Origin of the sequence: Paenibacillus marchantiae (assembly GCF_028771845.1) — a bacterium.
GTDB classification, from domain to species: Bacteria; Bacillota; Bacilli; order Paenibacillales; family Paenibacillaceae; genus Paenibacillus; species Paenibacillus marchantiae.
In genome coordinates this window covers 5,674,325-5,687,113 of record NZ_CP118270.1, presented here as the reverse complement: position 1 = coordinate 5,687,113, position 12,789 = coordinate 5,674,325, and the positions used below count along the sequence as shown (strand labels likewise).

General features: G+C 46.7%; 16 protein-coding genes. 15 read left to right on the top strand and 1 reads right to left on the bottom strand.

The window, feature by feature from the left end; translation table 11 throughout:
• Positions 1-74 precede the first annotated feature (74 nt).
• Positions 75-347: an HU family DNA-binding protein gene (locus PTQ21_RS25560; RefSeq protein ID WP_024630670.1), complete on the top strand. Its 273-nt coding sequence runs from the start codon at positions 75-77 to the stop codon at positions 345-347.
• Positions 348-413: 66 nt separating this feature from the next.
• Here PTQ21_RS25560 and PTQ21_RS25555 read toward each other — a convergent pair whose 3' ends face one another.
• A complete protein-coding gene (locus PTQ21_RS25555; protein ID WP_157258423.1) occupies positions 414-575 on the bottom strand; it encodes a hypothetical protein in 162 nt (53 codons plus the stop codon).
• Between the two features lie 147 nt (positions 576-722).
• Between PTQ21_RS25555 and mtrB the strand changes: the two genes are divergently transcribed.
• The 14 genes from mtrB to trpE all read left to right on the top strand — a co-directional run bounded on the left by mtrB (position 723) and on the right by trpE (position 12,714).
• Positions 723-944 carry a trp RNA-binding attenuation protein MtrB gene (gene mtrB, locus PTQ21_RS25550; RefSeq protein ID WP_024630669.1) on the top strand — a complete coding sequence of 74 codons (222 nt, stop codon included), beginning with the start codon at positions 723-725 and terminating at the stop codon, positions 942-944.
• A gap of 98 nt (positions 945-1,042) precedes the next feature.
• Entirely contained in the window at positions 1,043-1,594 is a 552-nt protein-coding gene (locus PTQ21_RS25545; RefSeq protein WP_063566764.1) for a hypothetical protein, read from the top strand.
• A 101-nt stretch (positions 1,595-1,695) separates the two neighbouring features.
• Complete coding sequence (locus tag PTQ21_RS25540) at positions 1,696-2,559, top strand: heptaprenyl diphosphate synthase component 1 (RefSeq protein WP_063566765.1); 864 nt, start codon at positions 1,696-1,698, stop codon at positions 2,557-2,559.
• 14 nt (positions 2,560-2,573) lie between these two features.
• Positions 2,574-3,302: a demethylmenaquinone methyltransferase gene (locus PTQ21_RS25535; protein ID WP_053780684.1), complete on the top strand. Its 729-nt coding sequence runs from the start codon at positions 2,574-2,576 to the stop codon at positions 3,300-3,302.
• The gene (locus tag PTQ21_RS25530) at positions 3,295-4,161 is read left to right on the top strand and encodes a UbiA-like polyprenyltransferase (protein ID WP_063566766.1); all 867 of its coding nucleotides are present in this window, start codon (positions 3,295-3,297) and stop codon (positions 4,159-4,161) included. Before PTQ21_RS25535 ends, PTQ21_RS25530 begins: the two co-directional genes overlap by 8 nt.
• 2 nt (positions 4,162-4,163) lie before the next feature.
• Entirely contained in the window at positions 4,164-4,781 is a 618-nt protein-coding gene (locus tag PTQ21_RS25525) for a UbiX family flavin prenyltransferase (protein WP_063566767.1), read from the top strand.
• 339 nt (positions 4,782-5,120) lie between these two features.
• Positions 5,121-6,095, top strand: a complete 975-nt coding sequence (locus tag PTQ21_RS25520) for a polyprenyl synthetase family protein (RefSeq protein ID WP_063566768.1) — start codon at positions 5,121-5,123, stop codon at positions 6,093-6,095.
• Between the two features lie 189 nt (positions 6,096-6,284).
• Positions 6,285-6,728 carry a nucleoside-diphosphate kinase gene (gene ndk / locus PTQ21_RS25515; protein ID WP_063566769.1) on the top strand — a complete coding sequence of 148 codons (444 nt, stop codon included), beginning with the start codon at positions 6,285-6,287 and terminating at the stop codon, positions 6,726-6,728.
• Between the two features lie 25 nt (positions 6,729-6,753).
• A complete protein-coding gene (locus PTQ21_RS25510) occupies positions 6,754-7,548 on the top strand; it encodes a CheR family methyltransferase (protein WP_064636850.1) in 795 nt (264 codons plus the stop codon).
• Between the two features lie 246 nt (positions 7,549-7,794).
• Complete coding sequence (gene aroC, locus PTQ21_RS25505; protein ID WP_063566771.1) at positions 7,795-8,964, top strand: chorismate synthase; 1,170 nt, start codon at positions 7,795-7,797, stop codon at positions 8,962-8,964.
• A gap of 1 nt (position 8,965) precedes the next feature.
• Positions 8,966-10,060, top strand: a complete 1,095-nt coding sequence (gene aroB, locus PTQ21_RS25500; protein ID WP_274567568.1) for a 3-dehydroquinate synthase — start codon at positions 8,966-8,968, stop codon at positions 10,058-10,060.
• A 5-nt stretch (positions 10,061-10,065) separates the two neighbouring features.
• The gene (gene aroH, locus PTQ21_RS25495; protein WP_063566773.1) at positions 10,066-10,443 is read left to right on the top strand and encodes a chorismate mutase; all 378 of its coding nucleotides are present in this window, start codon (positions 10,066-10,068) and stop codon (positions 10,441-10,443) included.
• A 28-nt stretch (positions 10,444-10,471) separates the two neighbouring features.
• Positions 10,472-10,654, top strand: coding sequence for a hypothetical protein (locus PTQ21_RS25490; protein ID WP_143813571.1), 183 nt, complete (start codon positions 10,472-10,474; stop codon positions 10,652-10,654).
• Positions 10,655-11,142: 488 nt separating this feature from the next.
• On the top strand, positions 11,143-12,714 hold the full coding sequence (gene trpE / locus PTQ21_RS25485; protein WP_090951455.1) for an anthranilate synthase component I: 1,572 nt from the start codon (positions 11,143-11,145) through the stop codon (positions 12,712-12,714).
• The last annotated feature ends 75 nt before the right edge of the window (positions 12,715-12,789 follow it).

The window sequence follows — 12,789 nt, the reverse complement described above, 5'->3', positions numbered from 1 at the left end:
TGAACGTATATTTCGCTATAAAACGGAAACACAGTATAACATTCAGGACATTGATTCAGGAGGTGAAAAAACAAATGAACAAATCAGACTTGATTACACACGTGTCCGAAGCTACTGAATTGTCCAAAAAGGATGTAACGAAAGCGGTTGATGCCGTATTCGAAGCAATCTCTGAGGCTCTTCAAAGCGGAGACAAAGTACAATTGGTTGGTTTTGGGAACTTCGAAGTTCGCGAGCGCTCTGCACGTAAAGGACGCAACCCGCAAACAGGTGAAGAAATCGAAATTCCTGCGAGCAAAATTCCTGCATTCAAACCAGGTAAAGCGCTCAAAGACGGAATTAAATAAGATTTCTACATATTCCATATGTCGACAAAAAGACCGTGACTTGTTCACGGCCTTTTCTTTTGTCCTTTAATCATTTTTCTTCCTGCCGTCTAGCGACTCCGGCTCATCCGGTTGCTGCGCATAGGCAATCAGAATCAGTTCTTCTCCAGCAGCTGCGGACAGATGCTGTTCAGTTTCTTTTAACTGGTGAATATGCTCGTCTGTCAGTGCTGCGGGAATGTACTTCATAGAGACTCTCCTTTCTGTGGCTGGATCACTTGTAGTATGACCTGGGAGTAACAGATTATTGCGCTCCATTCACATAAGGGCTGGTTGACAAATGAAACAATATTTATCATCATTAACGCTATTGAACTAGGAGAGGGGATGTGCGTGATGGATCATCCAACCGGCAGTGATTATATCGTAATTAAGGCGGAGGAGAACGGTGTTCAGGTGATCGGCTTAACCCGAGGTCAGGATACCCGCTTCCACCATACGGAGAAGCTGGATAAGGGAGAAGTCATGTTTGCCCAATTTACCAATCATACTTCCGCCATTAAAATCCGTGGAAAAGCCACGCTGATCACCAAGCATGGACAAATTCAGTCGGAATAATGAAAATTGCAGGCATAGCCTGCTTTTTTTCATTGTACAATGAGGTATGAGCCTTTACCGGACAGACTACACTAACAGGTAAGGGCAGGGAGGCATTTATGAAACCGCGGATGATCGTGACTGCTTCACTGCTGGCAACGGTTGCGGCGGTCCTTCTGCTTGTTGCCATACAAACCTTACATATGCGTACCTTGGGCGGTGAAAACGTACAACCCGTTTCTGCGGCGCAGCATCCCGTCCAGCTAACAGAAGACAATCTGGTGGACGTGCTGAGCACCATGAAATTATCGACACCCATTGCCAGGGTGGAGTGGAAACGATCCATTTTGACGCTCGATCTAAAGGTTACCGGAACCAGCACAAGTTACACCGAAATCTATGGTAATATGGCTGCTGTGGCAGATCTAGGATTTCGAAGTCTGGATAACGTGGAACAGGTGATGCTACGTGTTATGGCAGAGGATGAATGGCTTCACAAAAGACATTTGTTGCTCGCTGCCGATTTTCGGCGTGGGGAATGGCCAATGTACGCGATCGAAACGCTTCGAGACTGGAATAGTCCGATCCTCTCGGACGAATTGAAGGACTGGTTTCACATGATGGAGACCGAACTTTGGAAGAAGCAATTCGAAATGTCAAGTCCGGGGTAATAGAATAGCATGATTCAGTGCGTGCCCGATAAACATATGCTATAATATATAAGATTGTAGTGCAGAAATGGTTTAACAATGCAAAGGCTCGGAGGCTGAGAATGAATTCATATCGCGTACCCCAACTAGCAAAGAAATATACGGATTACGACATGATTCGACAACATACGGAAATCCCATCATTTCCGGATAGCCGGGCTCGTCTGCTACAGGTATTTGTGGGCCGCACAGACGAAAAGGTTCATGATGAGCTATACGCTCTCGCAACCTCGCTCGTTCAGTTGGCCATGGATACGCATGATCGAATCGATACGATATCCGGAGAGCGTAGAGAACTGGAGATGCGTTCACGCCAGCTGAACGTGCTTGCCGGAGATTATTTCAGTAGCCGTTTCTATCAGTTGCTTGCCCATGCAGGCAAAATTGAAATGATCGGTAAACTTAGTGGTGCTGTATCCGAAGTGAATGCACGCAAGATGACGCTGTATGAACGGATGAAAAAGCTTCTCGTTTCGGCTGAAGAATACTTGCGTGAAACAGTACAGCTGAAGATGCAGCTGTTTCTTTCTTTTACAGGCATGATCCGCGATAACGAAGCATCACTATGGAACGACCTGTTGGCCGAATTCAGCTACTGCGAGGCAATTATGGAAGAGCTGCATCGGATGAATGACGAACAGAACTTTTATCACAGTTATGCTTTCTGGCATATTTACGAGTATGGCAATGACGACGAGCGCAATACGCTGCGTCAGCCGGAGCCTGATACAAGAGCATGGAGTGGTATGGTGCATAAGTATCGGATCGGCGAGTTTTTGCTGGACAAGCTTCGTGAGTGTACACACCGTATACAACTGTTGCTGCAAGACGAGGAAGATCAACTGGGCCTGCAAGAAATTGATGCAATCCTGGAGCCTTACTTGACGTATTTGCAGCCTTCACATGCGGCAGTAAGGGAAGATTGAGGGGGAGACAACGAATGGGGAGCGGAGAGACCAAACCTAAAGAAGAATTTGTCCATTCTGTTTTTCAGAGTATAGCAGGTAAATATGACGTCATGAATGATATCCTGAGTTTCCGCAGACACAAGGCTTGGCGCAAATTTACTATGAAGAAAATGAATATGTCCAAAGGCGATACCGGTCTTGATTTGTGCTGCGGCACATGTGATTGGACGCTTGCGATGGCTGAAGCAAGTGAAACAGGTCACATGCATGGACTGGATTTCAGCAGCAACATGTTGGAGGTTGGACAAACCAAAGTTGACGCTGTAAATCGGCAAAAACAAATTACGTTGGTACAGGGCAATGCAATGTCACTTCCCTTTGAAGACAATTCATTCGATTATGTAACGATTGGATTTGGACTGCGCAATGTACCGGATCTTAGACAGGTTCTGTCGGAGATGAAGCGTGTAGTGAAACCGGGTGGCATGGTGGTGTGTCTGGAATTGTCCAAGCCGACATGGCAGCCGTTTAAAGGTATTTATTATTTTTATTTTGAACAAGTATTACCCAATCTTGCCAAATTGTTTGCCAAACGTTACGAGCAGTATAAATGGCTGCCCGACTCACTTGCACTTTTTCCAGGAAGGAAGGAACTGGCCGACATTTTCGCTGAAACTGGATTGCAGCAAGTGCAGGCCTACCCTCTAACCGGAGGCGTCGCGGCACTGCATATTGGAACCAAGGAGAATCAGCATGTTTAGGAAAATTCGCATCTTTTTAGAAATGATCAAAATTGAACACACGCTTTTCGCTTTACCTTTTGCATTTATGGGAGCCATCCTCGGTTCCATGGTAGTGAATGATACATTCCCGACCTGGATGCAGATTATGTGGGTATTACTGGCTATGATTGGTGCAAGAAGTGCTGCTTTTGGCTTGAACCGCATGATTGACCAGGCCATAGACAAGAAAAATCCACGTACCGCGATGAGAGCAATTCCGGCCGGTTTGTTGAAAAACGGTGAGGTCGTTATTTTTATCATAGTATCATTTGTGCTCTTGTTCTGGGCCTCATCCAACCTTAACGTGTTATCCATGCAGCTGTTGCCGATAGCTGTATTTATGCTGGTTTTGTATTCATATACCAAACGTTTCACCTGGTTGTGCCACGTAGTGCTCGGTATGACCATTGGTCTGGCTCCACTTGGGGGTTGGGTAGCAGTAACGGGTACGATGGATTGGACAGCGATTGTGCTGTACGTTACGATTGTGTTCTGGACTGCAGGGTTCGATATCATCTATGCATGTCAGGATCTGGATTTTGATCAGGGCGAGGGCCTTCATTCCATACCTTCCCGTTTTGGTCTTAACAAATCATTGCAGATCGCAAAGTTCTTCCACGTGATTACAGCAATCGGTTTTCTTGCTTTGTTATTGTTGACCGATCTGAGCTGGTGGTATGGAGCCGGAATGCTGATAACTTATGGTATCCTCTTCTATGAACACTATATTGTATCGCCAAATGACATGAGCCGTGTACAAACAGCATTCTTTACGATGAACAGTGTGCTGAGTTTAGTGGTATTTACGTTTACCCTGATTGATTTGGCGGTGAAATAAAGATGCAGCAGCCGGACAATAAACGACTTGTTGTCGGAATTACCGGGGCCAGTGGAAGTATATATGGCATCAGATTAATTGAAACGCTGCTTGATCTGGAATACACTGTGCATCTGGTGATCTCCAATGCCGGGTGGCGTGTATTAAAAGAAGAAATGGACTGGGATGTTACGAATCGGGACCGTGTGCTGGAAGAAAAATTCGGCGGTCGTGCGGGTTCCCTAATCTATCATCCCGTTAGTGATATTGGTGCCTCCATCGCGAGTGGTTCTTTCCTGGCAGAAGGCATGATTATAATGCCATGCTCCATGGGTACTCTTTCATCCATTGCACAAGGGTCATCGGACAATCTGATGTCCCGGGCTGCTGATGTCATGATGAAAGAGGGAAGAACGCTGATTCTGGTGCCACGTGAGACGCCACTGCATGCAATTCATCTGGAAAACATGCTGAAACTCTCACGGCTTGGTGTCCGCATGATACCGGCCATGCCTGCTTTTTATTACAAACCCCAAACGATGGACGAGTTGATTCTGTTTCTAGTGGGTAAAGTGCTCGATAGTCTGCGCATCCCGCATCAACTGTTTACCAGGTGGGGAGAACCGGATGAACGGGGATAGCTTATGAGCTTCCTGCAATTTTGAATCTGCTGACCGAATTGCAGGGGCAATTTGCTGTCCCCCAATCCCGGGGTATTGGTGAGCGCTGATGGTGATGTTTGGAAGGAACCACAGCCTTGACCCATGCTCCGGCAACTTCTGTACTTTTGTTTCAGAACAAGTCGCAGAGTTTAATTCCCGGATGTCGGCCTTGACATTCGAAGAAGATTAGTACGTCTCAGAAGAACACAAGCAGGAAAGGCAAGCCCTGGTTTTTCGTTATGCCTGCAGGCCCGACTTGCTGGAGGGGAAGGTAAGCATGGATTTATGGACTGACAATACGCTGACACGGGTGAACGAATGAAACTATTGGATATTTTCGGGTTGTTAAAAAAAGACATGGACTACATTGAAAAAGAGCTGTATCGCAGTGTTCAGGGAGAACAGAAACTGCTAAGCGAAACGTCACTTCACCTGCTCAAGGCAGGGGGTAAGCGTTTGCGTCCGGTATTTGTGTTACTCGGTGGGAAATTTGGTACATACGACATTGAACGTCTGAAGCTGGTAGCGGTTCCGTTGGAACTGATTCATTCGGCTTCTCTGGTTCACGATGATGTTATTGATAATGCGGCGACACGGAGAGGTAAACCAACGGTGAAGTCCAAATGGGATAATCGGATTGCCATGTACACCGGAGATTACATTTACGGCAAGGCGCTTGAAATGACTGCGGGCCTGTCCGATCCAGCTATACACCGTATTCTGGCCAAAGCGATGGTTCAGATGTCCATTGGTGAAATGGAGCAAATTCGGGACTTTTTCAACACGGGACAAAGTGTACGTAACTATCTCTTGCGAATTCGTCGCAAAACGGCGCTTCTTATTGCTGTCAGCTGCCAGCTGGGGGCGCTTGCTACTCGTGCGCCGGAACATGTATCTTCGTTGCTGTACACCTACGGTTACAACGTGGGTATGGCGTTCCAGATTCAAGACGATGTACTTGATCTGGTTGGCACCGAAAAGCAACTCGGCAAGCCTCCAGGCAGTGATATGAAGCAGGGGAATATTACGCTGCCTGTACTGTATGCATTGCAGGAACCTAATTTGCGTGAACCTTTGCTGAAGGAGATAGCCCGCGTTCAGCACGAGGAGGGACGGGCGAGTGCATCCGATGCAATTGGAATGATTCGCCAAAGTCAAGGAATTGCTAAAGCAGAAGCCCTGGCTGACCGATATATGAAGAAAGCGCTCGATGCTCTGGATCAACTGCCTAACATCAAGACCACCAAAAACTTGCGTGATATCGCTCATTTTGTGGTCAAACGTACGCATTAATATGTTTGAACATAGACTGCTATGGACGGGCATCTTTTCATGAATGCAGTTCCTCGTGTAGCTGTCTCACTCAAAAAATAACATTCATGTGATATTCCTCATTGGGAGGATTTGGACATGTATGTTACAATCAAAGGGATTGCGTTTACATAATGAAATAACTTTGAACCGTGAGTGAGGAGTGAGCCTATGGATCGTACATTTTTGATGGTGAAGCCGGATGGTGTGCAGCGTGGTTTGATAGGGCGTATCGTTAGCCGTCTGGAAGACAAAGGATTTAAGTTGGTGGCAGGCAAGCTGGTGCAGATGTCTGAAGATCAGGCCAAACGCCATTATGCTGAACATGAGGGGAAACCGTTCTTCGATGATCTGGTTCGTTTTATCACATCTGGACCTGTATTTGCTATGGTCTGGGAAGGTGACGACATCGTGGCGCTTGCGCGCATCGTAATCGGGAAAACCAATGTGAAGGAAGCGGCTCCGGGTACAATTCGCGGAGATTTCGCCAGCCACACACCGCATAATCTGATTCATGGGGCGGATTCACCGGAAAGCGCCACTCGTGAAGCAGCGAACTTCTTTACTCCGGATGAGCTGGTAACGTACGACAAGAGCATCGCAGCCTGGTTGTAATTTTTTTAGCCAGAAGGGTGATACGATGCTGGAGCAGGAACAACTACTAGACCCGGATTACACCGGATTTATTCGGAAAATCAAAGAGAGCACAGGCATTGATCTTGCTCAATACAAGGAAGGCCAGATGAAAAGAAGGCTGACCACACTTCGTAACAAAAACGGATTTCATACGTTTTCTATCTTTTTTGATGCCATGCAGAAGGACAAGTCTCTGTTTTATGAGTTTCTGGATCGCATGACCATTAACGTCTCGGAATTTTGGCGTAACCCTAATCGCTGGGAAGTACTGCGGGATGAAATCCTGCCTGAGTTGCTGGGTCCGAAGCGTGGCGTTAAAGTGTGGAGTGCCGCTTGTTCCACAGGCGAAGAACCTTACACTCTGGCAATGATTCTGGACACGATGGGCATTCTTAAGGGAAGCTCCATTACGGCAAGTGACTTGGACGAAGGAGCTCTCGCTAAAGCCAAGGAAGGGCGTTATATGGAACGCTCGCTCAAAGATGTACCGAAGGAAACAGCAAATCGATACTTCAAGCAGGATGGCTTGGTGTACCGTATTGATGAACAACTGAAAAGTTCAGTCAAGTTCATGAAGCAAAATCTGTTACTCGATCGTTTTGACGAAGGATATGATCTGATTGTGTGCCGCAATGTCATGATCTATTTTACCGAGGAAGCCAAAAACCTGTTGTATCACAAGTTTGCAACAAGTTTGCGTCCAGGTGGTATTTTGTTCGTGGGCAGTACGGAACAGATTTTTTCCCCGGGGCAATATGGTCTGGAAACAGCGGAAACATTCTTTTATCGCAAAAAATAATTTCAATTATTTCATAACCGTCTGGCGTGCACATGTATATGTGTCCAGGCGGTTATTTGCATAATGGATGAATGGATATTTCTCAGACACGTCGGAATCTCAATCAATCACCATTCGAGTCCAATCCAATTTAGGACAAGAAACGACCGACTTTCTTGTCAAAGCCGGTCAGCTATACTATAATAAGCAAAGAAATTATGGGATTTTAGCAATGTGAAGTTTAACAGTTTAAAGGGGGAACGTATTATGAGTTTACGCTATTTAACCGCAGGGGAAACGCACGGACCCCAATTAACCGCAATTATTGAAGGATTGCCAAGCAATCTGAATATTGACTTTGAAGAGCTGAATTTTCAGCTTCACCGCCGCCAAAAGGGATATGGCCGTGGACGTCGCATGCAAATTGAGAAGGATCAGGCCAATTTCGTTGGTGGTATTCGTCACGGATATACAACAGGTGCTCCTGTAGCGTTGGTTGTTCAAAATAATGACTGGAAACACTGGCAGAATATTATGAATATTGAGCCGATTGAAGGCAGTGACGAAGAGAAACGTCGCGTTCATCGTCCACGTCCGGGACATGCTGATTTGAATGGCGGGCTCAAATATAACCTAAAAGATTTGCGTAATGTGCTGGAGCGTTCCAGTGCGCGTGAGACAACGGTACGTGTAGCATGTGGTGCTATTGCACGTCAATTCCTTGCTGAATTCGGAATCAAAGTAGCTGGACGTGTGTTGCGTATCGGAGAAATCGAAGCTCCTTATCAAGATCTGCCGATTGATGAACTGATCGAAGTGACAGAAGCTTCTTCCGTACGTGTAACTGATGCAGAAACCGAGAAGAAGATGGAAGCTTACATCGACCAGATCAAGCAGGAAGGCGACTCCATCGGTGGAATCGTGGAATGTATCGTTGAAGGTGTGCCTGTGGGTCTTGGTAGCCATGTACAGTATGACCGCAAACTGGATGCAAGGATTGCTCAGGGCGTGATGTCCATTAACGCATTCAAAGGTGTGGAAATTGGTATCGGGTTCGAAGCCGGAACGATTCGTGGTTCTCAGGTGCATGATGAAATCGTGCATAGTGAAGAGCGTGGTTACCACCGAGCTACCAACCGTTTGGGCGGATTCGAGGGCGGAATGACTAACGGTATGCCAGTAGTGGTACGTGGGGTTATGAAACCTATTCCTACGTTGTACAAACCGCTTCAAAGTGTGGATATCGATACAAAAGAAGCATTTACAGCTCAGGTTGAGCGTTCTGATGCATGTGCTGTTCCGGCAGCTAGTGTAGTAATGGAGCATGTGGTAGCCTGGGAAATTGCAAAAGCTTTCCTTGAGAAATTTGGCGGAGACTCCATGGAGGAAATCCGCGCGAACTTTGCCAACTACAATAATCAACTGGAGAATTACTAAGATGCGCCAGCTGACAGTGCAGTTGGAGGAGCGCTCATATCCAATCCTGATTGGCAGCGGCCTGTTGGCTCAAGCGCCTCAATATTTTGAGCAATATGGCTTAACCAAAAAAAGCCCCTTACTCATTATTACTGATGATCATGTGGCACCCAAATACTTGTCCGATCTGGAACAAACACTGCGTACGGCTGGTTTTACAGTCGTCTCCGCAGTTGTTCCATCTGGTGAAACATCGAAATCCCTTTCGGTATATCAGGATATGATGACGGCCGCCATCGAAGGCAAACTGGATCGCAGTTCGGCAATTGTTGCTTTAGGCGGCGGTGTAGTAGGGGATCTGGCTGGTTTTGTTGCTGCTACATATATGCGTGGAATCAAGTTTGTACAGGTGCCTACGACGATCCTGGCGCATGACAGCAGTGTTGGCGGCAAAGTAGCTGTCAATCATCCGCTGGCTAAAAATATGATCGGTGCATTCCATCAGCCAGAGCTGGTGCTCTATGATGTGGCTACTCTTCAAACCTTGCCGCCACGCGATGTCTCTGCTGGTTTGTCAGAGATGCTGAAGCACGGACTGATTCGGGACGAAGCTTTTGCATACTGGTGTGAGGAGCATGCGGATGAACTGCTTGCCCTTGATCCGGAGGCTTTGGGATATGGCTTGGAACGAGGCTGTGGTATCAAGGCAGAGATTGTATCGCGTGACGAACGTGAAAATGGAGAACGTGCATTGTTAAACCTGGGTCATACGATTGGTCATGCCATTGAAGCGATTGCCGGTTACGGCGAATTTCTGCATGGAGAAGCCATCTCGATTGGTATGGCGGGTTCGGCATTGCTCGGCGAAAAGTTGGGAGCCCCAGCAGGACTCTATGACGATACGGTTCGCATGTTGCGTTCATTGCGCCTGCCGGTGACGATGCCAAAACATTTGGATACGGATGCATTAATGGATGCAATGATGCACGACAAAAAGTTCCGTGAGGGCCATATGGTTTTCATTATTCCTGACCGGATCGGCGCTGCCAGAATTGTGAAGGATGTACCGGTATCGGCAGTACGCGACGTCATTGAAATGCTCAAGAAGGGAGATTAAAAGTGATGGTTACTCGGGGAATTCGCGGGGCTACTACGGTCACGCATAATAACGAAGAACATATTTTGAAAGAAACGGCTGTACTATTGCAGGAAATCGTGGATCGTAACGAGATTCAACCCGAAGATATTTGCAGTGTGTGGATTACGATGACTGGAGATCTGGATGCAGCTTTCCCAGCAAAGGCAATTCGTCAGTTGGATGGCTGGGAGCTTGTACCTTTGATGTGTGCGCTGGAAGTTCCGGTTGCAGGTGCCTTGCCACAGTGCATCCGTTTTATGGTACATGTTAACACTGCAAAAGGTCAGAATGAAATCAACCATGTGTATCTTAACGGTGCACAGTCTCTGCGTCCCGATTTGGCGGCACCTTCCAATTCGTAAGATTAGAGTGGTTGTCAAATCATTCTGAATGATGTATAGTGAGAACCAGTTGAGTAGAGTAGAGATTGAGCTGAGAGCAGCTGAGATGAGTGGAGTATATAGCAGAGTCCAGCGGGTGGTAACCGGAGTAACAGAAGCCGGTCAACTGATTCGCGGTACGTCGAGCTACGGAATTATTAGAAACAGGATGAAGGAATGCAAACGTGTCTAGCGACATCGTTTTGTTTAGGTATAACACGACCGATATCCTCTTGCATTTCATGAAAGAATGAGTGCTATGGGTGAGAATCAGTGTATGCCGGTACATTTCCTTTTTATTTGATGGATTTGTATTACATCCATACAACAGCCTGTGTGATAATTCGGTAAGTATGCATGTATAGGGACTTGTTATTTATGAAGCACCAACCTGTTGAAACAGCTTATAACCAAACCTCTACCTGATGGTAGAGGTTTTTTTGTTGTATATTGAATTGTTTCTTCTACCCATATAGGTTCAACTAAACTTTTTACACAAAAACGGAGAGGACAGAAATAACCTGAAGAAGCGGAGCGTTCGCCTTTATCACCGGATTTTCCCTTTAGAAAGGGAATCAAAAAATCTGGGGATAACAGCGATCGGAAGGTTGTTCTGTCATCGGAGTGCTCAGTGTAAACCTCTTTAGTTGAACTTATATAAATCTGAAAGGACGTGATCTGATGATAACGCCAAACGTTAATCAAGTACTGAAAATGTCGAATGAATATAATCTGATTCCGGTAGTCAAACGGATTCTGGCAGACATGGAGACCCCGATTCGGATTTTCCGCCGTTATGCTGACAACGACCGGGCATTTCTGCTGGAAAGTGTGGAGGGTGGAATTCAATGGGCGAGATATTCCTTCATCGGTACAGATCCGTTCCTGATGATCTCCGCCAAAAAAGGCCGGATCGTGGTAGAAGAAGCGGGCCAGATTCGAGAACTGCCAGGCAAGCCGATTGAAGAACTCAAAGCTCTGCTGCGTAAGTATCGCAGTCCGAAGGATGATGAACTGCCGCCATTTACAGGCGGGGCCATCGGTTTCTTTGGATACGATCTGCTGCAATATTATGAGAAGCTTCCGGCCCACGCGCTGGATGATCTGAAAATGGATGATATTCGCTTCATGTTCTGCGACCAGATTATCGTGTTTGACCATGTGAAGCAGCAGATGCTGCTTGTGGGCAATGTGCACGTGAAGGACGGTGCAACGGATGATGATATCCGTCAAGCTTATGCTTTAACTTCTGAGAAGCTGGAACAGGCGGCTGAACGCTTGCAGCAGCAAGGACCAGGGGAGAACTTGAACCCGCGTTCCATCCCAGGAGACGTGGAACTGGGGGATATTCGATCCAATCTCACGAAGGAACAGTTTATCGGGAATGTAGAGCAGGCCAAAGAGTACATTCGGGCTGGAGATATTTTTCAAGTGGTATTATCCCAACGTTTCCACATTGATACCGAAGTATCTCCGCTGCATGTATATCGCGTGCTTCGAACGTTGAATCCATCACCCTACATGTATTATCTGAAGATGGACGATGAAATTATTGTGGGGACTTCACCGGAAGCGTTGGTAAAAGTGGATGGAAACCGCGTAGAAACACGGCCGATTGCGGGTACACGTCCAAGAGGAGCTACGGAAGCAGAAGATCGTGCATTGGCGGCAGATCTGCTGCAGGACGAGAAGGAACGTGCGGAACATCTGATGCTTGTTGATCTGGGACGTAATGATCTGGGACGTGTGTCTAGCTTTGGAAGTGTGAAATGTGACATGTTCATGGAAATTGAACGATATTCCCACGTCATGCATATGGTGTCCAACGTTACAGGTGAGCTTAGAGAAGACAAGGATTTCTTTGATGCATTTCTTTCGTGTTTGCCGGCGGGTACGGTATCCGGTGCGCCGAAGCTACGTGCGATGGAGATTATCGCGGAACTGGAAAAAGAAGCACGGGGTGCTTATGCAGGTGCTATCGGTTATCTTGGTTTCTCGGGCAACATGGACTCCTGTATTACAATCCGAACGATTATTTTCAAAAAGGGAAAAGCTTATGTGCAGGCTGGAGCCGGAATCGTATGGGATTCGGTGCCTGAGAATGAATATGAAGAAACCGTAAATAAAGCCAAAGCGTTACTTAAGGCGATTCGTACAGCAGAAGCGATGTTTCCTGCCAAAGAGAAGGATCACACCTTGAAACTTGCCAACGCCGATTATTTTGTTACCCCAGCCACGGCTGCACAAAACTGAGAGAGGAGAGACCGGAAATGAATATGAACCCAGTCATGAATGAAGAATCAGAGCGATTTGTAACTAAAGTTAGTC

Bases quoted from the DNA above. Each gene is read 5' to 3' on its own strand.
- mtrB (WP_024630669.1), top strand. From the start codon at position 723: ATGGATCATCCAACCGGCAGTGATTATATCGTAATTAAGGCGGAGGAG.
- aroB (WP_274567568.1), top strand. From the start codon at position 8,966: ATGCGCCAGCTGACAGTGCAGTTGGAGGAGCGCTCATATCCAATCCTG.
- aroC (WP_063566771.1), top strand. From the start codon at position 7,795: ATGAGTTTACGCTATTTAACCGCAGGGGAAACGCACGGACCCCAATTA.
- PTQ21_RS25520 (WP_063566768.1), top strand. From the start codon at position 5,121: ATGAAACTATTGGATATTTTCGGGTTGTTAAAAAAAGACATGGACTAC.
- ndk (WP_063566769.1), top strand. From the start codon at position 6,285: ATGGATCGTACATTTTTGATGGTGAAGCCGGATGGTGTGCAGCGTGGT.
- trpE (WP_090951455.1), top strand. From the start codon at position 11,143: ATGATAACGCCAAACGTTAATCAAGTACTGAAAATGTCGAATGAATAT.
- PTQ21_RS25490 (WP_143813571.1), top strand. From the start codon at position 10,472: ATGATGTATAGTGAGAACCAGTTGAGTAGAGTAGAGATTGAGCTGAGA.
- PTQ21_RS25555 (WP_157258423.1), bottom strand. From the start codon at position 575: ATGAAGTACATTCCCGCAGCACTGACAGACGAGCATATTCACCAGTTA.
- PTQ21_RS25530 (WP_063566766.1), top strand. From the start codon at position 3,295: ATGTTTAGGAAAATTCGCATCTTTTTAGAAATGATCAAAATTGAACAC.
- aroH (WP_063566773.1), top strand. From the start codon at position 10,066: ATGGTTACTCGGGGAATTCGCGGGGCTACTACGGTCACGCATAATAAC.
- PTQ21_RS25535 (WP_053780684.1), top strand. From the start codon at position 2,574: ATGGGGAGCGGAGAGACCAAACCTAAAGAAGAATTTGTCCATTCTGTT.
- PTQ21_RS25540 (WP_063566765.1), top strand. From the start codon at position 1,696: ATGAATTCATATCGCGTACCCCAACTAGCAAAGAAATATACGGATTAC.
- PTQ21_RS25525 (WP_063566767.1), top strand. From the start codon at position 4,164: ATGCAGCAGCCGGACAATAAACGACTTGTTGTCGGAATTACCGGGGCC.
- PTQ21_RS25545 (WP_063566764.1), top strand. From the start codon at position 1,043: ATGAAACCGCGGATGATCGTGACTGCTTCACTGCTGGCAACGGTTGCG.
- PTQ21_RS25510 (WP_064636850.1), top strand. From the start codon at position 6,754: ATGCTGGAGCAGGAACAACTACTAGACCCGGATTACACCGGATTTATT.
- PTQ21_RS25560 (WP_024630670.1), top strand. From the start codon at position 75: ATGAACAAATCAGACTTGATTACACACGTGTCCGAAGCTACTGAATTG.